Origin of the sequence: Candidatus Sulfotelmatobacter sp. (assembly GCA_035504415.1) — a bacterium.
GTDB lineage: Bacteria > Vulcanimicrobiota > Vulcanimicrobiia > Vulcanimicrobiales > Vulcanimicrobiaceae > Vulcanimicrobium.
In genome coordinates, this window is sequence record DATJRY010000011.1 from 153,073 (window position 1) to 173,480 (window position 20,408).

Here is a 20,408-nt window from a genome sequence, read left to right on the forward strand (position 1 = left end):
GACGGTTTCGGCAGTAGTGGATTCGATCACAAGCGCAGTCCGAAGTCCTCGGCGTCGACGGTGAGGTTGGGGTTATAGTAGGGGTCGTGCGCCGCCCATTGCGGCCAGCGCCTGCGAATAGCCTCCACTTCTTCCATCGCTCGAGCAACCTTTGCCAGCGTGTCGTCGGTGCCACGGCTCTTCGACTCGTAGTGATGCAGGCGGGCGGCCGGCACGAAGACGTTGCGGTACCCGGCCCGGCGCAGCTTGAGGCAGAGATCGACGTCGTTGTACGAGACCGCGAGCGCCTCGTCGAGGCCGCCGACCTCCCAATACTTGCGCCGCTCGATCATCAGACAGGCACCCGTCACCGCGAGATAGTTCGTGTCGAAGCGCAGGCCGCCATGATAGCCCGGTGCGCCGGCCGGCAGGAAGCGGTGCGCGTGTCCGGCGAGCCCCAGGATCCCGAGCACGACGCCGGCGTGCTGCACCGTCTCGTCTTCGTAGAGCAGGTACGCGCCGACCGCGCCGATCGCCGCGCGACGCGCCTGGCCGAGCATCGCTTCCATCCATTCCGGCGAGAGCACTTCGGTGTCGTTGTTGAGGAGCAGCACGAAGGGCGCCGCCGTCGTGCCGATCGCCTCGTTGTTGAGCCGCGAGTAGTTGAACGGCGCCGCGTCGCGCAGCACGCGGAAACGCCCGGGACGCTCGCGTTCCCAGCGCGCGAGCAGCGCCAGCGTCGCCTCCTCGCGGCTGCCGTTGTCGATTACCACGACCTCGAAGTTCGGGTACGCGGTTCGCTCGAACACCGAGGCAATGCACGGTCCGAGCAGATCGGCGCGATCGCGCGTGGGGATCACGACGCAGACGCGCTCCCCGGCGGTCGCGAAGCGCACCTCGAGCCCCCCCTCGGCCGGCGTGAGGGCGGCCGTCTCACCGCGTCGGCGCAGCGCACTTTCGACCGCGATCTTCTGATCGGCCGGCGCGACGAGGCTGCCCGGGCCGCGATGGACGAGCACCTGCGGGACGTGAACGACCCGATCACTCGCCTCGGTCGCGCGCAGCAGCGCGTCGTACCACGCCGCGGTCTCGAACACGTCGCGCACGCCGCCGACCTTCTCGAGCAGCTCGTGCCGCACGACGCAGAGAGCGCCGACGTAGTCGCGCGTGAGCAGCGTCTCGGGCGACCAATCCGGCTTGAACCAGGGGTCGCGCGGGACGCCGCGCTCGTCGAGCCGATCCTCGTCGCAGTAGACGACGTCGACCTCGTCCTGCAGCGCCAAGGCGAACTCGAACAGCGCGTGCGGTTCGAGGCGATCCTTGCCGTGGAGGCCGCCCAAGACGTCGGCATCACCGAACCGCTCGCCGCCCGGCGCGACCAGGACGATGCGTGGATCCTCGGCTGCGAGCGCCTGCAGCTCTTCGAGCTCGCCGACGTCGGGCTGCTCCGCGACCTGAACGCGCGCGATCCAATGCGGATAGACTTGCTCGCGCAGCGAGCGCACGACCGGAAGCGCACTGCCGCCGTCGCGCGCGTCGATCACGAGCCCGAAACGGGTCTGGCGCGGCAGGAAGCGCACCATCCGGCGCATCCGCTCGACGTCCTCGCGTCGCAGGCGATGGTTCTCACGAAAGAGCTGATACGGATCGCCGAGCGCGGCCAGCTCGGCCCCACGGTCTTCGCCTTGGGGCCGCGCAACCGGATCGACGGTGGGTCCGATGCCGAGGCGACGCTTGGTGGCGAACCAGCCGTCGCGCAGCCGCCAGAAGCGGCTCGCGCGCATCGCTTCGATCGTGCGGCGCTGCCGCTGCACCAGGGGGTAGAGGTACGCGACTTGCGCGACCAGTGCCGCGCGCGAACGGTCGTCCTCGAGTGCGGCGAGCGCATCAACTGCCTCGGCCGTCCGTGCCGCGATCCGCCGCCAATCGCCGGTGGCTTCGAGATATGCGGCGCCGCGGCGCGCCAACAGCGCCAGCGCGTCATCGAGCGGGAGCGCCGAGACAGCGGCCGTCCAACCGCCGGGGGGAACGACGATCCCGCCGCCGGTCTCACGCACGAGCGCGGCCGCGCCCGGCGCGTCTTCCGCCGCCAGCACCGCCTTCCCGTACGCCCACGCCTCAGCCACCTCGGGGACGAAGCCGCGCCCCGTCCCCGTCACCGCGACGGCCCGCGCGGCGGCGAAGAACGCCGGCCGATCGCGCTCCTCGACGGCGTCGAGCGCGACCGCGAACGCTCCGCCGGCCACGATCTCGCCGTGCGCCGCCACGTCGTCACCCGTCACCAACACGTACGGCTCGCCGCGGGTCACCCGCCGCACGCGCTGCGCGTGCAGCTCCTCGAGCGGTACCCGATCGACGCCCAGGCCGAGCACGCGCGTGCGGGCGCGCGCCAGCGAGCCGAACAGCTCGCCGATCAGCGCCGCCTCCGCCTCGGTGGTACACAGGATCATCCGGCTGCGGGCGACGGTCTCGACGACGTCGGGCAAGCGCGCCGCCGGAGCGTCGTCGAGCAGCGGGACCAGGATCGCGCGCTCCGCGACGTCGGGCAACGCGTGCACGGTCGTCGGCACGCTGACGTCGACGAAGAGGAACGCGTCGTAGCGAGCCGCGGCCGCGCGGACGTGCGCGCGCAGGTCGGGGCTGCGCAAGCGCTCGTCGAGCAGCGCGGCGCGACGCTCGCCGCCGTTGCGCGCCGCCAGGACGGCCTCTTCGTACGCCACCCGGTCGGGTGCGTTGACGCGAAAGCGTAGCACCGGGAACGGCTCGGTGCGGTCGACGCCGGCGGTGAAGAAGTTGGCGTCCGGTGCGTCCTCGCGCGCCGTCGTCGTGAGGACCTCGAGATCCATCCCTTCGAGCGCGAGGTGGGTCGCGAAGGCGTACGCGAAACGCTCTTTGCGCGCGCGCAAGTCGCCGCCGAAGAACGGCGCGACCAGCGCGACGCGCTGGCGCGTGGCGCTCACCGGGCCGCGGCGGCGGCCGCGGGATACGTGGCGACGCGCCGGCGTTCGAACAGGCGCCGGGCGGCGATCTCCGCGACCGCGACGCCGGTCACCAGCCAGTACGCGGTGGCGACCTTCGGAAAGAAGAACACGTCGTCGCCGACCTGGTGCACGGCCAGCGCGACGGTCGCGCCGAGCGCGCCGACGATCAGCGGCCGCCGCACGGCACTGCGCGCCAGCGTCCAGATCGTCGTCGCGAACAGGCCGATCGTCGCCAGCAGGCCGACGATGCCGGTCTCGGCCAAAGCCTGGAGGTAGATGCTGTTGGCGTGCGTGCGTACGCCGACCAGCCCGACTTGCGCCAGGTCGAGCTCGTAGTTGCCCGCGCCGACGCCGACGATCGGCGAGGTGCGCCAGAGCGCGATCGCCGCGTGCCACAGCTGCGCGCGGTTGGCGAGATGATCGAGCGTCTGCGTCTGCTGGTCGAGCGAGAAATACCCCGGCGGCACGCCCGCGCGCAGCGCCCACGCGCCGCCCAGCACGACGACGGCGACGACGAGCAGCGCGAAGCGGCGCACGACCGAGCGCGGCGGACGCAGCACGATCAGCACCACCGCGACGCCCACGGCGACGCCCGCGATCCCGGCGCGCGAGAGCGTCAAGAGATCGGTGATCGTCGCCAAGGCGATCACGCCCGCCAGCACGCGATCGCGGTGCGTGAGCGCGCGCGCCACCAGCACCGGCAGCGCGATGCCGAGATAGCCGGCCAGCTGGTTGGGGCCTTCGAGCGCGCCGGCGATGCGTGGGAAGACCGTGCCGTGCAAGAAGATCCCGCTGTGCGCGCCGACCACGTACTCGGCCAGCGCGGAGAGGCAGACCAGCGTCACGGCGGCTTCCAGCGTGCGCCAGAACGGACGGTCGTCGGGATCAGCGGCGAAGGCCGCGATCGCGCCGGCGAACAGCAGCAGGTACTCGCCGTCCTTGAACGCTTCGCGCGCGACGTTGCCCAGATGCTGCGCGTGCAGCGCGGACAAGCCGATCGCCACCAGCGTGGCGGCGAACGCCCACAGCATCGCGCGCACCGGTACGGTGCGGAACGCGGACAGATCGGGACGCGAGAACGCCAGCACGACGAGCAGCCCGACGAGGCCGGCCTTGAGCGTCGTGATCGTCGTCGGCCCGACGTAGCGGGCCAGGTCGAACGGCGCCAACACCAGCAGCGCCGCGACGCCGAGGGCGGGCCGGCGCCGCGTCAACAAGCCGACGGCGATCGCGCAGAAGAGGTAGACGACCGCACTGGCCGGATCGACCAGCGGGTGCTCCTCCACGCGCAGCGTGACCGTCAGCGGATGGAAGATCACCGGGCACGCGCGGGGGGCATCCGGACTACGGTTGGCGTTCGACCGGACGAACTCCCGGCCCCGATCCCGAGCCGCGCGCGGCGTCGCGCGCGAGCACCTCCCATTGCGCCGGCGCCGTCCCCGACCAGTCGTAAAACGCGACGCCCAGCGCGCCGCCGGCGTGCGCGGCGCTCAACGCCGCCGCCAGCTCGGCCGGGCTCGGCGCACCGTGCGGGCCCAGCGGCGCGGTCTGCAGACCGACGTCGACCGGCACGCCGGGAGCCAACGCGCGCAACGCGCGCAACGAGCCGGCCACGGCCCGCCGCGCGCGGGCCGGATCACCGCCGCCGAACGCGTGCCAGTACACCATCGGCTGCAGAACGTCGGCGGCCCGCGCGATCGCCGGGTACGGGAACGTCGCGGCCGTCAGGCGATCGAGGTAGGGATCCTCGACGGTCGCGAGCAGCAGCACGTGCGGTCCGACCGCGCGCCGCAGCACCGCCAGATAATCGCGCAACGCGGCATAACCGCTCGCCCCGGTGCCCAGGAACTCCGGACCCCGCTCGAGGTCGACGGCCAGCCCGCTGATCCCGTTGCCGGCCGGCGTGCGGTACGCGGCGACGGCGCACGCCTCGGTTAGATCGTCGGCGTCGAGCGTGCGCGGTACCGTCCAGCCGATCACGCGCACGCCGTGCGTCACCAACCCGTCGATCAGCGCGTCGACCGTCGGCTTCGCGTCGGGCGTCGTCTCGTCGAAGGCACCGTAGGCCAATCGCAGCTCGACCGCGCGCAGGTGCGCGCGGACGGCCACGTCGACGATCTGCGCGACGTCGAGCGCCGCGTAGCGCTCGTCGTCGAGCGGGTCGCCCGAGAACGCGAGCCAGGTCGCGGTGCCGCGCACGGCCTGCGCATCGGTGCGCGGCAGCTCGGGTGGAACCAGCGCGTGCGCCGCGTGCGTCCCGCCCGGCAGCGCGACGAGGTAGCGCGCGACCGCGCCCGGCCGCACCGTGCCGTCGTCCCACGACGAGGCCGGTGCGCGCACCACGGCGGTCGGCACGCTCGCGCGGATGCCGCGCTCGTCGACGCGGTAGACGCGCACGACGCCGCGGCGGACGCGCGGAAACCAGCCGACGCGCACCAGGTGCGGTCCGATCGCACCCGCGACGACCGTCGGCGCGATCGCGCGCGCGTCGAACCGTGCGTGCGCGCTGCCGAGGCCGGCCGGCTCGTTGGCGTGCGCGCGAATCGTCACCGCCACGGCGTCGCGCACCGCGACGACCGCGGCCGGTCCGCGATAGCGCAAGCGCGTCTGCCACTGGACGCTGCCGCGGTCGACGCTGAAGTCGAAGTCGCCGCCGCGCCGCAGCCGCGTCGGCGCGTCGCTCGCGTCGCGCAGATCGGCGCGCACGACCGCGCGCGCGGAGCCGTCGGGCGAGACGCCGAGCGGCTCGACGGTCAGGGTGAACGAGGACGCCGGTGCGCCGGACCAGACCTGCGTCGGCAGCGGTGCGGGCGTGCTGCGCGCCAGCGGCGTCGGCCACGCCGTCGGCTGCGCGCGCACGGCCAGCACGCAGCCGACCAGTAGCAGCGGCGTGAGCGCGAGCGCCGCACCCCTCACAGAACGAACTTGCGCAACCCGCGCGGCGCGTCGGAATCGACGCCGTTGGCGCGCCCGACCTGCAGCGCGAGCACTTGGCCGGTCACCAGCCACGCCAGCGTGTTGAACGGTTCGGGCGTGCGCGCCCCGAGCAGGGTGACCTCGCCGCACGGTTCGCCGATCGCATAGCGCGCCGCGCCGTTGGCGACCGCTTCGTCGAGCGGCCGCGCGACGACCGCTCGCGAGGCGTCGTCGACGATCCCGACGATGGCGCTGGACGCGTCGAGCATCGCGGAGCTGCCGTGGCGAAACTCGCCGGCCGGGAAACCCTCGGCGTGCACGTAGCTCGACTCCTTGATCTTCAGCGCCAGCTCGAAGGCGACCGGGACGCCGTAGCCGGCGCCCACGACCGCGACCGAACGGCGGCCGGCCAGATCGTCGGCCGCGCGTTCGACGTCCGCGACGCCCGGGCTCGCGAGCCACGCCTCGACGTCGTCGGCGGTGCGCCGCAGCGCGGCCGCGTCGCGGTGCGCGGCGCCGCCGGCCAGCGCCGCCGCCCACAGCACGATCGCCGCGGTCGTCGTCACGCTCTTGCTGGCCGGCACGGCGTGCTCGGGGCCGGCCAGGACGTCGATCGCGAGCTGCGCGCGCGCACCCAGCGGCGAGCCGGGATCGTTGGTCAGCGCGACGACCCGGTCGGCCGGCAGCACGTCGAGCGCGGCGAGCAGATCGGTCGAACGGCCGCTTTGCGAGAGCGCGACCACGCAGGCGTCGCGATACGCGGTGTGGTCGAACTGCGCTTCGGTCGCGGCCAGCGCCCACGCGCGCACGCCGCGCCGGCGAAACGCCAGCGCGCCCAGCAGGCCGACGCACAGCGAGCTGCCGCTGCCCAGGAACAGCACGTCGCGGCCGGCGACCGCGTCGGCCAGCCGGCGCGCCGCGTCGGACGCCGCAACCCGGCGCCACGCCGCGGGCTGCTCACGAATCTCGGCTTCGAAGCGCTCGCCGAGCACGGTGGTCAGTCGGTGACGAAGTGCGCGAGGACGTGCGCGCGCACGTCGGCGAGCGCGGCCGGATCGCCGACCCAGTCGTCGACGTCGAACGCGAAGATGACGGTCCCGTGCTTGGCGTTGACGGCGTAGCCCGCCATGGTGCGGACGTGCGAGAGCGAGCCGCTCTTGGCGAACAGGTGACCGGCCGTCGGGCTGTCGCTCGGGAAGTCGTCCTTGAGCGTGCCGCGCACCGCGGCGATCGGCAAGTCGTCGAGCACCAGGTCGCGATCGGCGCCGTTCCAATCGTGCTGCAGGATCGCGACGACGTCGTGCGGGGTGATGCGGTCGTAGACCGAGAGGCCGCTGCCGTCGACCAGGGTGATCGCGTTCACGTCGACACCCATACCCGCCAGCCACGTCTTCTCGAACGCGATGCCGTTGACGGCGCTCCCGGGCGGCCCGTCGACCGCGACCGCCAGCTCCCGCAGCAGCATCTCGGCGACCAGGTTGTCGCTGGGGAACCACATGTCGGCCAGCACGTCGCTCAGCGGCTCGGAGTCGTGCGACCACACCACCTTCGCGTCGGGTCGCTGCGGCGGGACGGGCTGCGTGGCGGGAGCGAAGGTCGTGGCGACCGGAATGCCGTGGTGCGAGAGCGCGGTGTCGAGCGCGGTCAGCGCGTAGGCGGCCGGACTCGACACGGCCGCGTCGACGTGGTCGGGCGCGCCGCCGAGCGGAATCACGCCGGTGACCGCGATGCAGCCCGACGGCGTGCGCGCGACGTCGATCGTGTCGCTCGTCCCCGCCGCGACGGTGCTGGCCGCGTCGACGATCGCACACGGGGCAACCGGCGCGGCGCTGACCGCGGGCGGATCGCCGCCTTTCGCGCCCGGCGTCACCGTCAGGTGCACGACGTTCTCCTCGAACGCCAGCGCACCGACGACCGGCGCGTAATAGTAGGCGAAATCGTCCCACGTCCATCCCGGCGGATAGCCGGGCGGCGTGTCGCGGCCTTCGTCGATGACCACCGACATGACGCCGCGAATGCCCGCCGCGGCGACCGCGCTCGCGGCCGCTTCGAAATCGGCCTGGTCGAGGAACGGATCGTTGCCCGCGCGCAGGATCAGCTGCCCCTGCAGTATGCCGTCCTTGACCGGCCCGTTGGCCACCAGCGTGGTGCGGAACCGGTAGTCGGGACCCAGCCGCTCGAGCGCCGCGCTCCCGACCAGCAGCTTGAGCGAGGAGGCCGGCTGGAACGCGTCGTCGGCGTTGCGCTCGTAGAGGACGCGGCCGTCGCGCGCGTCGACCGCGTACAAGCCGACGTGCGCGCCGTGCAGCGTCGTCGCGCCGCTGAGCGTGACGTCGACGTTGGCCGCCAGCGCGGCGATCTGCTGATCGGTCCACGGCTCGCCGCTGGCGACGGGCTTGGGGACGTTGGCGCCCAGGGCGCGGTCGACGGCCAGCGCGGGCGCGCTCGCCGCCAGCGCCACGCCGATCGCGAGCAGCGCGAGCGCGGCGCGCGTCACGCCGGGACGCGCTCGGCGACGCGACGCGCGATGAAGGTCGCGACCTCGCTGGGGAGCGTCCCGCGTCCGAAGCCGGCGTCGTAGCCGAGCTCGGCCGCCAGCAGGTTGGTCACCCGCGGGCCGCCGGCGATCAGCACCACGCGCTCGCGCAGGTGCTCGGCCTCGAGCAGCTCGCCCAGCGCGGTGAAGTTCGCGATGTCGCTGCCCTTCTGGGTGACGACCTGCGAGGCGAGGATCGCGTCGACCTCGCGCTCCTTGGCGAAGCGGACGAGATCCTCGACGGCGATCTGGCTTCCGAGATTGTACACGTCGAAGCCGTGGTACCGCTCCAGACCGTAATCGCCCTTGTAGCCCTTCATGTTGAGGATCGCGTCGATCCCGACCGTGTGCGCGTCGGTCCCGATGCAGGCGCCCACGACCTTGAGCTTGCGCCCGACCCGCTGCGCGATCAGCGCGTCGACCTGGTCCATCGCCAGCGCGTCGCGCGCGGCCGCCGGGACGGCGACCGTCGAGACGTCGATCGCGACCGGCGTGCGCGCGTACACGACGAAGAACGAGAAACCGGCGGCGATGGCGCGGCCTTCGACGACCGCGACGTCGGTGAAGCCCATCTTGGCGACGAGCTGCCGCGCCGCTTCGTCGGCGGCTTCGCTCCACGCGATCGGCAGCGTGAACGAGAGCTGGACGGCGCCGTCGTCGAGCGTGTCGCCGTACGGCTTGACCAGGCTCACGGCGCGGCCGCCAGCTCGCCGGCCAGCGCGTCGGCGAACGGGTTCCAGTACGTGGGCGCCTTGGCGAAGACGCCCTCGAAGCCGCGGCCGCCCTCGCGCGGGCGGCGCACGTCGGCGAAGCTGCCGTCTTCGATGGCGGCCATCAGGCCGCGCTCTTCGACGCGTTCGAGCAGGCGCAGCGCGCCGGTCAGGACGTCCTGCGCGCGCCGTTCGATGCGCCCGCCGGACTTGAACTCGATCTCCTCGCCGAAGTGGCGCGCGGTGCCCATCACGTAGCGCGCGTTCTCCAGCGCCAGCGCGCGATCGCCCAAGAACGGCGTATGGATCGCCTCGGTCAGCATCCCGCACAGGTGGATCGTCTGGTTCGTGATGACCGAGGTCAGGTTGAAGAGCGCGTCGATCAAGTGGCCCTTGAAGATGTCGCCCGTCATGTGCTTGGTCGGCGGCATGTACTTGAGCGGCGCGTGCGGGAAGATCTGACGCGCCAACTGCGCCTGCGCGACTTGGAACAAGAAACCGTCTTCGAGATCGGGGTCGATCTCGTACGCGTCGCCCAGCCCGATCTGCGCGTCCGGCAGACCGGCGCGATGCGCGAACGCCTCGTTGACGAACTGCGAGGCCAGCACCGCGGGCGCCTGTTCGACCGCGTCCGCGGTCGTCAGATAGTTGTCCTCGCCGGTGTTGATGATGATCCCGCTGCGCGCGTTGAGCTGGCGCGAGAAGTGCTGGTCGACGAAGGTGCGCTGCATGTTGATGTCGCGGAACAGGATGCCGTACATCGAGTCGTTGAGCAGCATGTCGAGCCGCTCGAGCGCCGCGGTCGCCGCGATCTCCGGCATGCACAGACCGCTGGCGTAGTTGGTCAGCATCACATAGCGGCCCAGGCGCTCGGAGACCTCGTCGAGCGCGACGCGCATGATGCGGAAGTTCTCCTGCGTCGCGTAGGTGCCGCCGAAGCCTTCGGTGGTGGCGCCGTAGGGGACGTAGTCGAGCAGCGACTGCGCGGTCGAGCGGATGACCGCGATGATCTGCGCGCCGGCCTCGGCGGCGGCCACCGCGGCGGTGCGATCTTCGTAGATGTTGCCGCTCGCGACGATGACGTAGAGCAGCGGCGGCGGCGCTTGCGGGAGGCGCGCCAACCGCGCGGCGCGCTCCACGCGGGTCGCGTCGATCCGCGCCATGCCGCGCTCGACGTACGGCGCGAGCGCGGCCCGCAGCGCCGCCTCGGGCGTCGCGGCCGGGTCGGGCAGCGGCTCGCCGGCGGCGACCGCCTCGGCGATCTGCTGCGGCGTGCGGCCCGTTTCGGCGAGCGCCGCGCCGAGCGCGCGGGCGACGCCCTGCTCGCGCGCCGCCAGGGCGTCGACGAGCCGGTTCGCCAGCGGGACGCCGTCGGCGTCGACCCCGTCGATTCCGCACAGACGAGCGACCGCCCGCTCGACGCTCAGCGTCGAGTGGGTGGCGATGAAGGCGGCGATCGGGTCGACGATGGCGCGAGCCAGACGGCGCGCTTCCGCGACCTGACCGGCATCAATACGGAGCTCCATGGCGCTTTGCCCAACGTTCCGGGCCCCCCATCCGGTTTCCGCCCCCGATCGCTTCGTCGATCGGTCGCCGAGGGTCGCTGTCCGATCCAACGAATCGGTGCGCAATGGTGACGCTGGACACGCTGACGGCCGAACAGCACGCGTTCTGGAACGAGCGCGGCTTCCTGCACCTGCCCGGCTTCTACAGCCCGGCGCAGATCGACGACCTCGACGCCGTCACCGACTGGATGTGGCGGGAGAAACCGCGCGACGTCACCGTCGACGATACGGCAACCGCTCGGCGCGTCCAGCTCTGCGCCTGTGAGGGTCCGGAGCGCACCCGGTACCGGCTCAACGATCTGTACCTGCTCTCGGACACCGTCCGGCGCACTGCCCTGGATCCGCGCATGGTGCCGATCCTCTGCTCGCTGCTCGGCGATTCCCCCGTGCTGTGCAACACGCGCACCCTCGAGACGGGAACGGCGCAGCCGATGCACGTCGACACGTTGTTCATGACGCCGCAGACCGACGACGCGCTCATTGCGACCTGGATCGCCGTCGAGGACGTGCTGCCCGAAAATGGCCCGCTGTTTTACGTTCCCGCCAGCCACGCGTTGCCGCCGTACCGCTTTTCCACCGGCTCGCAGCACTGCGTGCCGGAAGAGATGTCGCTCTGGACCAACGCGATCGAAGCGGGGATCGCCGAGCGCGGGCTGCGCCGCGAGCAGCTCCTCGCGCGCCGCGGCGACGCGTTCATCTGGCACGCGCGCCTGGTCCACGGCGGCGCGCCGATCATCAATCCGGTCGGCACACGCAAGAGCCTGGTCTCACACTTCTACTCGCGCGGCGATTGTGAGTGGATGGGCGCCTCCGTCTTGCGCGCGGGGGCGGGCCTTTGGCTCAACCGCCCGCCGCAAGCCGTCGCGGAGGCGGGCATCCCGCCCGCGCGCCGTGGCAGCATCGACGACTGGCCGGCCTCGTCCGGCAAGGTCACGGGATCGATCGACGGCGTGCAGGTCGAGCGGAACGCGCTGATCGTGCGGGGATGGGCCTACGAGCTTCGCTCCCCGGGCCGCGTCCTCGCCGTGGCGGCGCGGGCCGACGGCTTACGGTACGACGCGCGCATCGGCTTGGCGCGTCCCGACTTGCCCGCGGTGCTGCACGAGCCGGGGACGGCCGTCGCCGGCTTCGAGCTGCGGATCGGCCTGGACAACCTCGACCGCAGCCGCAACCACCTCACCGTCGACGCAAAGCTTGACGACGGACGCGTGCTCACGGTCGGCGTCGCCCAGCTACCGCCGCGCCCTCAGTAGATCGAAGCGAAGGGCCGCTGCGAGGCGTGCGCCTCTTCGAGGATCGTCATCCAGGCGATGTTGTACCAGCGCGGGTTCGTCAGCCAGCCGACGTTGTCCAGGGGCAGTCTCGCCAGCATGTCGTCGATCGACTCGAGCACGGTGACGGCCGGCGTGAAGCCCAGCGCCTGCGTCATCTTGAGGTTGGCCATGCGGTAGTCGCGCACCAGCTTCGGCAACGGCGCCTCTTCGAGCGTGACGTGGCGCCCGCGCAGCGAGAGCGAACCGGCGACCAGCATCGCCAGCTGGCGCACCTGATAGTTCTCCTGCATCACGTTGAAGATCTGGCCGCGCACCAACTCCAGCGGGGCGTTGAGGCAGACGACGTGGGCGCGCGCGACGTCGCTGACGTCGACCAGCGGACGCCACTGCCAACCGCCGCCGTGCAGGTACAGCTTGCCGACCGTGACGGCGTCCTTGAGGAAGGTGTTGACGACCAGGTCGAAGCGCATCCGCGGCGACCAGCCGTAGACGGTTCCCTGGCGCAGGATCGTCGGCCCGAAGCGCTCGTCGGCCAGCGCCAGCAGCGCGTCCTCACCGTACTTCTTCGAGATCGAGTACGCGCCGCGCGGCTCGACCGGGGTCCGCTCGTCGAACATCCCCGGCCCGATCCCGTCGTACAGCGACGCCGAGGAGCCGAACACCAGCCGCCGGATCCCGCGCCGGCGACACGCCTCGCCCAGCCGCTCGGTCGCGATCGCGTTCATCTGCCAGTTGGCGTCGGGGTTGTACTCCGCGGTCGGGTCGTTGGAGAGGCCGGCCAAATGCGAGACGCCGTCGATCCCCTCGAGCCAGCCGTCGTCCCAGTCGCGCAGGTCGCCGGCGATCGCCGTCAGGCGGCCGTCCGAGCGCTCGGCCAGCTCGTCCAGGGCACTCGACCCGAAGAAGAACCGGTCGACGACCCGGACCGAGTCGCCGCGCTCGAGCAGTTGGCGGCACAGCTCGAGGCCGATGTAGCCTCCGCCGCCGGTGACCAGGACGTGCATGCGAGCGACCCACTACGGCCGCGCGGCGGCGGAGTCCCCCGCCCGCGCCTGGTGCCGGGCTGGGAAACTTCCCGACCGGCGGGCGAGTATTCGAGAGTAGGATGGCTGTGCAGTCAGTCCCCGAGCTCGCGGACGAAGGTCTCGTCCAGGCGGTTTTGGATGGTGAGCGCGACGCGTTCGGCGTCCTCGTCGAGCGCTACAAGCGTGGCATCGCGTCGTTCATCGGCGCCTCGGTCCGCTCGAGTTCGGACGTCGCCGACTTGACCCAAGAGACGTTCCTGCGCGCGTACGCGCACCTGGGCACGTTCAACCCCGACCTGGGCCGCTTCTCGACCTGGCTCTATCACATCGCGCGCAACGTCGTGCGCACGTTCCTGGGCCGCTCGCTGCGCCGCCCCGCGCTGGCCGAGCTGGGCGAGGACCAGACGATCGAGAACACGCTGGCCGACGTCTCCCACGAGGCCGATCCGGCCGGCGGCGTGCTGCGCGCGGAGGCCGAAGCCGAGGTGCGCGCCGCCCTCGCCGAGCTGCCGGAGCGCACGCGCACGATCCTTGCGCTGCGCTTCTACGACAACATGGACTATCAGACGATCGCGACCACGATGGGGCTCTCGCTGGGCAACGTCAAGACGCTGATCCATCGCGGCAAGCTGGCGCTGGCGCACAAGCTGCGCGAACGCGAAGCCGCCGCGCGCGGGCTCTCGCCGACGCAGGCGCTGCGCTCGACCCTCGGAGGCTATGGTGAACTGCAGCTCGTCTGAGCTTCTGTTCGAAGCCTATCTCGACGACACGCTGCCGCCGCGCAAGCGGGTGGGCGTGCGCGCGCATTTGCGTTCCTGCGGCCGCTGCGCCGGCCTGTTCGAGGAGCTGCGCGTCGTCGACGCGCTGCTGGCCGGTCCCGCCGAGCCGGAGCTGCCGGCGAACTTCACCTTCGCGACGATGGCCGAGGTGCGCTCGCTGCCGCGTCCGCACGTGTGCGCGCCGCCCCTGGCCGCGTACCTGGTCTGCTATCTCGTCGCGGCCTGGCTGCTGATCGGCGCCGCGTTCCTGGTCGAGACGGCGGCGATGCGCGTGCTCGGCACGACGGCGCTGGCGCTCAGCCGCGCGCTGCTGCGCTCGCTGGGATCGGCGGGCGTGGTCCTCTCGCGCGTGCTCGACACCTTCGGCTCGCTCGGAACGCTGGCCACCTTCGCGTTCATGGTCTGCGTGGCACTGGCGAGCGCGCTGGCGGTCGGGATCATCGTCGTACGGCCGCGGCTGACCGCGCGCTTGCGCTCGTGAAGACGGTCCTGTTCGCGCTGCTCGTGGCGTTCGTCGCGCTGACGGGCCTGGCGCAAGCGCAGACCGACGACGTCCGCGGCCAGAGCGGCAGCGTCACGCGCGTCTTCCGCGACGTCTACGTCCCGCCGGGCGAGGTCGTCGACGGCGACGTCGACGTCGTGTTCGGCAACGCGCAGATCGCCGGCATCGTGACCGGCAACTGCAGCGCGGTGTTCGGCAACTGCATGGTGGTCGACGGCGGCGAGATCGGCGGACACCTCTCGACCATCGGGCCGGGCGGTTTCGTGCCGATTCCCTGGGTCAACGGCGAGCACGCCGGCTACGGCTTCGCCGAGCAAGATCGCGCGCTGCTGTGGCGGTTCGCCTCGAGCGCGGTCGTGCTGCTGATGTTCTTGCTTTTCCCGCTACGCATGCGGCTCGCGCTCGATCGCGTCGAGCGGCATCCGGCGCTGGCCGCCGCGACCGGCGTGTTCGCGTTCTTGGCCGTCATCCCGATCGCGATCGTCCTGTGCATCAGCGTGATCGGCATCCCGCTCTTGCCGGTCGAGATCTTGGCGGTGCTGGCCGGCTTGTGGCTGGGCACCGGAGCGATCGCGCTGGTGATCGGGCGCCGGCTGTGCGAGCTGGTGATGCCCAGCACGACGCCCTCGCCGCTGTTGGCGCTGATCCTCGGCCTGGTCGTCGTCTCGGCCGCCGAGACGGTGCCCGGCGTCGGTTTGCTCGTCACCGCGCTGGTTTGGCTGGTCGGCCTGGGCGCCGCGATCCTGACCTGCGTGCGCTCGACGCAGATCGAGACGGCGGTCCACCGGGCGCCGATCGGTGGTCCTCCGATGCAAGGCTGGCGCTGAAGAGGCACCTCGTCCGGGGAAGCGAAACCGGGGGCTCCTGACTCCCTTCCCCGCGAGCAAGAGGTACGTTGTGGGCCTGGTCGTGACCGGCATCTCTCAGAACGGCGACATCACGAAGTTGGAGGGCGCGCTCAAGGCGGCTGGACTGCCGCTCGATCCGCTCCAACTGATCGGCCCCGACGATTCGACGCAAGGCGCGGGCAACGCGTCGCGCGGCGTCGTCAATCCCGGGCTCATCACCGGCGACACCGGACAGGGTACCGGCGTCCCCGGCATCACCACCGGGCAGGGCACCGCGATCGGCGGCTACGGCACGCAGTACTTCCGCAACGAGTCGCTCAGCGACCGCCTCGACGACTTCGAGATTCCGGACGACGAGGTCGAGAACTACGTCGAGGCGCTGCAGGACGGCCGCAGCGTCGTCGGTTACTTCGCCAAGGACACCAACATCGATCAGGTCGAGCAGATCTTCCGCGCCAGCGATCTGGCCAAGGTCAAGCGCTTCTAACGGCTCAGCGGCGGCGCAGCACCGCGAGGTCCTGATTGAAGACGGCGCCCGGGATCACGTCGAGTACCTCGAAATAGCGCGACCACTCTTCGAAGACGTAGCGCCGGCTGACGAAGGTGTTGTAGTACAGGCTCGCGTCGGCGCCGGAATCGTCGAGATCGCTGTTCTTTCCGGCGACGTAATAGCCGCGCATACGCCACCGCGCGTATTGCTCGAGCGGAAGCTGGCCTTCGAGCCACGCCATCTCGCCGTGGATCGTCAACAGCACGGCGGCGCCCGGCGCCGTGACCCGCTGCAGCTCGGCGAGCCACTCGTGGTGGTTCTCCTCGGTCAGGTGGGTCATCACCGAGATGCCGAAGGCGACGTCGAAGGTGTCGGAAGGCAGTCCGGTCGGCGGCCGCAACGGAACCAGCTCGAAACGCGCCCCCGGAATGTTCTCGCGGCACCACGCGACGTTGTCGGCGTCGATGTCGATGCCGGTGACTGCCTGCAGCGCCGGAACGTAGCGCAGCACGCGGCCGCAACCCGAGCCCCAGTCGAGGATCGCGGTCGCATCGGCGAACGAACGGCCGAAGTACTGTTGCAGCGCGCGGTCCAGGCGTGCGTACGTCGTCCCGCCGATCCGCCGGAACATGTCGCGGTCCGGCGTGCCGGCGACGCGCCGGCGGCGCCCCTCATCCGGCATTACGAGTCGCTCGCGCCAATAGTGGATGCCCTGATAGCCACCGAACGGCGCGCTCGTGTGCAGGCTCACGAAGCGATACGCATGGTCGCCGTCTTCATCGTCGACGCTGGCGAAGGTCGCTTCGAAGCCGAAGCGCGTGTTCAGCGTCTCCAACCCGAAGAACGCGGCGACGTCCGGGCGATCGACCGACGCGAACGAGAGCGGCAGGACGCCGTCGCGCAGCAGCGAGACCGGCATCGCGACGCCGTAGGGCGGCACGCCCCAGCCGCTGAGCACCGTCACGTCGCCGGAGCTGCGCAGGCTGTCGATGCGCCAGACCCCGTTCGCGAGCGCGCTCTGGAACAGTTCCGCCTTGGCGAGCTGTACGCCGCCCACCAACCGTTCGCCGCCGATCAACAGCGAGCCGGTGGACGTGAATCGCGCGGTCACGACGAACGGCCGCTCACGGAGCCGGCGCGGGAGCCGAAACGCAAAACCGCAGCGGCCGTCACCGAGTCCGGCGTCCGCGAGATCGGGCCGATAGTCGCGACCGCGGACCTCGCCGACGAGTTGCCCGTCAACGGCGATGCGAACGCGAGCGCTCACGCGCTGATCGACGTCGTAGGCCCAGCCGCGCACGAAACTTCCGTCGGCGACGTCGACCGCACCCACCGTGCTCGACCTCGCACCCGCGCGGCGTACGCGGAAACTAGGCAATGGGGGCGTCGCGGCTTTCCGGAGCGCTGGGGATACGGCGTTCGAACTTCTTCACGATCAGCCCCACCACCAGCGAGACCTCGTCGAGCTTGAGCAGACGCGCGACGGCGAGGAACGCCAGCGCCCCGATGCAGAGCTGACCCAACAGGTACAGCGCTTCCGCGGCGAACGGGTGCACCGGGTCGGTCGAGAACGTCGCCAGCCACTGCAGCGCGGCCACCATCGCCGCCGAGCACAGCAGTGCGCCGCCCACCGTTCGCGCCAACAGCCGCACGTCGAACCCGCCCAGCAGACGCCACACCAGCATGCCCAGCAGCACGGCCTGCAGCGACTGGCTGACGGCGTTGGCGCCCAGCAGTCCGCGCGCGCCGAACGGGCCCAGCCACAGCATCGAGAGCACGATGTTGACCACGACCGTCAGCACCGAGATGACGACGGTCAGCCGCACCTCCCCGCACGCGAAGCAGCACCGGCTGAGCACGACGTTGGCGGCGGTCGCCACCAGGCCGGCCGCCGCGATCGGCAGCAGGTAGGCGGTCAGGATCGTCGAGGCGTTGCCGAACTGTCCGCGCTCGAACAGGGTGCGCACGATCGGCGTCGCCAGCACCGCCAGCCCCAGCGAGGCCGGGATCGCGATGAAGGTCACCAGCCGCAGCCCGGTGACGATGCTGCGCCGCACCTCGGCGTGGTTCTCGCGCGCGAACTGCGAGGCCAGCAGCGGGAAGATCACGGTCGCGATCGCGGCGGCGAAGATCTGCTGCGGGAAGCCGACCAGCTTGGTCGCGTAGTTGATCCCCGAGATGTAGCCCGGCGGCAGTGTCGAGGCGAAGAAGCGGTCGAAGAACAGCGCGATCTGGCCGGCCGCCGAGCCGACCACGATCGGGCCCAGCATCTCGAGCATGTGGCGCAAGCCGGGGTGGCGCAGGTCGATGGTCGGCCGATAGCGGCCCAGCCGCAAGAACGAGGGCAGCTGCACGAGCAGCTGCGCGCACAGCCCGAGCGTCGTCCCGAGCACCAGCGCGTAGATCCCGATGCGCGAGAACAGCGTGACCACGGTCGCGATCGTGACCAGGTTGATCGCGATCCCCTGCAGCGCGGTCCAGCCGAAGCGGTGATGCGCGTTGAGCGCGGCGGCGACCACGCCGGCCAACGAGGTCCCGATGATGCTCGGCATCATCCAGCGCGTCATGCGGACCGCCAGCCACATCTGCGGCGGCGGGAAGCCGTGCGCGATCAGCGGGACGTACCACGGCGCCAGCACCCAGCCGACCGCGCAGCTGATCACCAGCACGATCGCGAGCACGTTGACGATCGTGTTCGCGAGCCGCCAGCCTTCCTCGTCGCGCCCGGTGGCCAGGTAGTGGCTGAAGACGGGGACGAGCGCGCTCACCAGCGCGCCGTTGAACAAGCCGAACAGGATGGTCGGCACCGTCGCCGCGGCGAGAAAGGTGTCGAGCTCCCAGCGCGTCCCGAAGTAGCGCGCGCTGACGAGCTCGCGGCCGAACCCGAGCAGCGTCGAGGCGAGGGTGGCGACCATGACCAGGACGGTCGAGCGGGCGACGGCCGTCGGCGTGGGCGGAGGGACGGCGTGGAGGTGGCGCTCAGTGCGCGCCGGTTCCACCCAAGACCTCCGGGATCGTGCGCAAGACGATGCGCAGATCGCCGCCGATGGTCCAGCTGTCGATGTAGCGGTTGTCCAGCTCCATCCACTCGTCGAACGAGAGCGCCGAACGGCCCGAGATCTGCCACAGGCAGGTTACCCCCGGGCGCATGCACAGGCGGCGCATCGCGACCGCGTCGTAGTGCGCGACCTCCTCGGGCAGCGGTGGCCGCGGCCCGACGACCGACATGTCGCCGAGCAGCACGTTGACGAAGTTGGGCAGCTCGTCGATGCTGGTGCGCCGCAGCAGCGCGCCGACGGCGTGCACGCGCGGATCGCGACGGATCTTGAAGACCGGACCATCGACCTCGTTGAGGTGCGCGACCTCTTCGCGCCGCGCGTGCGCGTCGCGAATCATCGTGCGCAGCTTGAACAGACGGAAGCGGCGCCCGTTCATACCGACCCGCTCCTGCACGTACCACGGCGAGCCGCCGGTGGCGGCGACGATCGCCAATGCGGCCACCAGCATGACCGGCGCCGTGATCACCAGGACGCCGGCCGCCACGACGACGTCGAAGCCGCGCTTGAGCGCGTACTGCCAGGCCGGCCGCGGCGGCGCGGCCGGCACCGGGTAGGGCAGCGCGCCGGCATCGCGCCGGCGCGCCGGCGGGGGCAGCGTCTGGACGGCGCTCACGACGGACCCAGCACGGCTTCGAACCGTTCGCCGACGTGGCCCAGCCCGTCGATGACCTCGAGCAGCGCGCCCCCGCCGCCGTACTCGACGTACGGGACGTACTCGCGGGTGTGGTCCGTGCCGGGCTGGGTAGGATCGCACCCGTGGTCGGCTGTGAACATCAGGCGGTCGCCGGGGCGAATCCGCTCCAGCAGCTCGGGAATCCGCGCATCCAAACGCATCAACGCGTCGCCGTACCCACGCACGTCGCGCCGATGGCCGAACTTCGTGTCGAAGTCGTTCAGGTTGACGAACACCAGCCCGTGCTCTGTGGCATCGGCCAGGGCCAGCGCGCGGTCCACGGCCTCCGTGTTGTCGGCGACGCGGACTGACGAGCGGATCCCGTGACCGCTGTAGATATCGCAAATCTTCCCGACCGCGTGCACGGCTACACCCGCCCGTTCCAATCGGTCCAAAACGGTCTCGGGCGGCGGGATCGCATAGTCGCGGCGGTTGGGGGTGCGCACGTAGGCGCCGGGGCTGCCGGTGAACGGCCGGGCGATGACGCGGTTGACCTCGTGCGGGGGAACCAGCATGGCCCGCGCCTTCTCGCACCAGTCGTAGAGGGTCGCCAGCGGGACCGTCTCCTCGTGGGCCGCGACCTGGAAGACGGAGTCGGCCGAGGTGTACAGGATGGGGCGGCCCGTCCGCTGGTGCTCCTCGCCCAGCTCGGCGATGATCTCGGTGCCCGAGGCCGGGATGTTCCCCAACGGCGGCTTGCCGACGATCGCGGTGAACGCCTCGACGACCTCTGCCGGGAAGCCGCTCGGATAGGTGGGGAAGGGGACTTCCGTCACGACACCGGCCATTTCCCAATGGCCGGTAATGGTGTCCTTCCCTTTTGAGCGTTCCCTCATCTTACCGACCGCGGCGAGCGGGGGGGCGTCGCCGGATATACCTCGGATGGGGGTGATGTGACCGAGTCCCAAACGCTCGAAATTAGGCATGCGCAGCCCCCCCAGGCGGGCGGCGACGTTCCCGATCGTGTTCGCGTTGGAAGCGTCGTGGTAGGCCTGAGCATCTGGGAGGGCACCGACGCCGGCGGAGTCGAGAACGAAGGCGAGAATGCGCGGCATGGCGTTCGGCGCCGTT

General features: G+C 71.3%; 17 protein-coding genes. 5 read left to right on the forward strand and 12 right to left on the reverse strand.

Features of this window, described 5'->3' with window-relative positions; all coding sequences use genetic code 11:
* Positions 1-26: 26 nt before the first annotated feature.
* Genes VMD91_07140 through VMD91_07170 form a run of 7 tightly spaced genes read right to left on the reverse strand, consistent with a single transcriptional unit; the run spans position 27 to position 10,648 of the window.
* Positions 27-2,939 carry a glycosyltransferase family 2 protein gene (locus tag VMD91_07140; protein ID HTW83823.1) on the reverse strand — a complete coding sequence of 971 codons (2,913 nt, stop codon included), beginning with the start codon at positions 2,937-2,939 and terminating at the stop codon, positions 27-29.
* Positions 2,936-4,279: an O-antigen ligase family protein gene (locus VMD91_07145; protein ID HTW83824.1), complete on the reverse strand. Its 1,344-nt coding sequence runs from the start codon at positions 4,277-4,279 to the stop codon at positions 2,936-2,938. The genes VMD91_07140 and VMD91_07145 overlap by 4 nt, the downstream gene beginning before the upstream one ends.
* 25 nt (positions 4,280-4,304) lie before the next feature.
* Positions 4,305-5,876: a hypothetical protein gene (locus VMD91_07150; GenBank protein HTW83825.1), complete on the reverse strand. Its 1,572-nt coding sequence runs from the start codon at positions 5,874-5,876 to the stop codon at positions 4,305-4,307.
* Positions 5,873-6,868, reverse strand: a complete 996-nt coding sequence (locus tag VMD91_07155; protein ID HTW83826.1) for an SIS domain-containing protein — start codon at positions 6,866-6,868, stop codon at positions 5,873-5,875. Before VMD91_07155 ends, VMD91_07150 begins: the two co-directional genes overlap by 4 nt.
* A gap of 5 nt (positions 6,869-6,873) precedes the next feature.
* On the reverse strand, positions 6,874-8,373 hold the full coding sequence (dacB, locus tag VMD91_07160; GenBank protein ID HTW83827.1) for a D-alanyl-D-alanine carboxypeptidase/D-alanyl-D-alanine-endopeptidase: 1,500 nt from the start codon (positions 8,371-8,373) through the stop codon (positions 6,874-6,876).
* Positions 8,370-9,104, reverse strand: coding sequence for an OAM dimerization domain-containing protein (locus tag VMD91_07165; GenBank protein HTW83828.1), 735 nt, complete (start codon positions 9,102-9,104; stop codon positions 8,370-8,372). Before VMD91_07165 ends, dacB begins: the two co-directional genes overlap by 4 nt.
* Entirely contained in the window at positions 9,101-10,648 is a 1,548-nt protein-coding gene (locus VMD91_07170; protein HTW83829.1) for a lysine 5,6-aminomutase subunit alpha, read from the reverse strand. Before VMD91_07170 ends, VMD91_07165 begins: the two co-directional genes overlap by 4 nt.
* A gap of 104 nt (positions 10,649-10,752) precedes the next feature.
* Here VMD91_07170 and VMD91_07175 point away from each other — a divergent pair, with 104 nt between their 5' ends.
* Positions 10,753-11,940: a phytanoyl-CoA dioxygenase family protein gene (locus VMD91_07175; GenBank protein HTW83830.1), complete on the forward strand. Its 1,188-nt coding sequence runs from the start codon at positions 10,753-10,755 to the stop codon at positions 11,938-11,940.
* On the opposite strand, the gene VMD91_07180 is transcribed toward VMD91_07175, so the two are convergent.
* Positions 11,934-12,965: an NAD-dependent epimerase/dehydratase gene (locus VMD91_07180; GenBank protein HTW83831.1), complete on the reverse strand. Its 1,032-nt coding sequence runs from the start codon at positions 12,963-12,965 to the stop codon at positions 11,934-11,936. The two genes, VMD91_07175 and VMD91_07180, sit on opposite strands and share 7 nt — an antisense overlap.
* A gap of 107 nt (positions 12,966-13,072) precedes the next feature.
* Between VMD91_07180 and VMD91_07185 the strand changes: the two genes are divergently transcribed.
* The 4 genes from VMD91_07185 (at position 13,073) to VMD91_07200 (ending at position 15,602) form a co-directional block, all read left to right on the forward strand.
* Positions 13,073-13,726: a sigma-70 family RNA polymerase sigma factor gene (locus tag VMD91_07185; protein HTW83832.1), complete on the forward strand. Its 654-nt coding sequence runs from the start codon at positions 13,073-13,075 to the stop codon at positions 13,724-13,726.
* Positions 13,707-14,246 carry a zf-HC2 domain-containing protein gene (locus VMD91_07190; GenBank protein ID HTW83833.1) on the forward strand — a complete coding sequence of 180 codons (540 nt, stop codon included), beginning with the start codon at positions 13,707-13,709 and terminating at the stop codon, positions 14,244-14,246. The genes VMD91_07185 and VMD91_07190 overlap by 20 nt, the downstream gene beginning before the upstream one ends.
* Positions 14,243-15,094: a hypothetical protein gene (locus tag VMD91_07195; protein HTW83834.1), complete on the forward strand. Its 852-nt coding sequence runs from the start codon at positions 14,243-14,245 to the stop codon at positions 15,092-15,094. The genes VMD91_07190 and VMD91_07195 overlap by 4 nt, the downstream gene beginning before the upstream one ends.
* Before the next feature lie 82 nt (positions 15,095-15,176).
* Positions 15,177-15,602, forward strand: a complete 426-nt coding sequence (locus tag VMD91_07200) for a hypothetical protein (protein HTW83835.1) — start codon at positions 15,177-15,179, stop codon at positions 15,600-15,602.
* 4 nt (positions 15,603-15,606) lie between these two features.
* On the opposite strand, the gene VMD91_07205 is transcribed toward VMD91_07200, so the two are convergent.
* The 4 genes from VMD91_07205 to VMD91_07220 are packed head-to-tail and all read right to left on the reverse strand — an operon-like array spanning position 15,607 to position 20,392.
* Positions 15,607-16,938 (reverse strand): class I SAM-dependent methyltransferase, encoded by a 1,332-nt coding sequence (locus VMD91_07205; GenBank protein HTW83836.1) that lies wholly within the window; start codon positions 16,936-16,938, stop codon positions 15,607-15,609.
* 37 nt (positions 16,939-16,975) lie between these two features.
* On the reverse strand, positions 16,976-18,604 hold the full coding sequence (gene murJ, locus VMD91_07210) for a murein biosynthesis integral membrane protein MurJ (protein HTW83837.1): 1,629 nt from the start codon (positions 18,602-18,604) through the stop codon (positions 16,976-16,978).
* Positions 18,585-19,277, reverse strand: a complete 693-nt coding sequence (locus VMD91_07215) for a sugar transferase (GenBank protein ID HTW83838.1) — start codon at positions 19,275-19,277, stop codon at positions 18,585-18,587. The genes murJ and VMD91_07215 overlap by 20 nt, the downstream gene beginning before the upstream one ends.
* The gene (locus tag VMD91_07220; protein ID HTW83839.1) at positions 19,274-20,392 is read right to left on the reverse strand and encodes a phosphopentomutase; all 1,119 of its coding nucleotides are present in this window, start codon (positions 20,390-20,392) and stop codon (positions 19,274-19,276) included. Before VMD91_07220 ends, VMD91_07215 begins: the two co-directional genes overlap by 4 nt.
* Between the last annotated feature and the right edge of the window lie 16 nt (positions 20,393-20,408).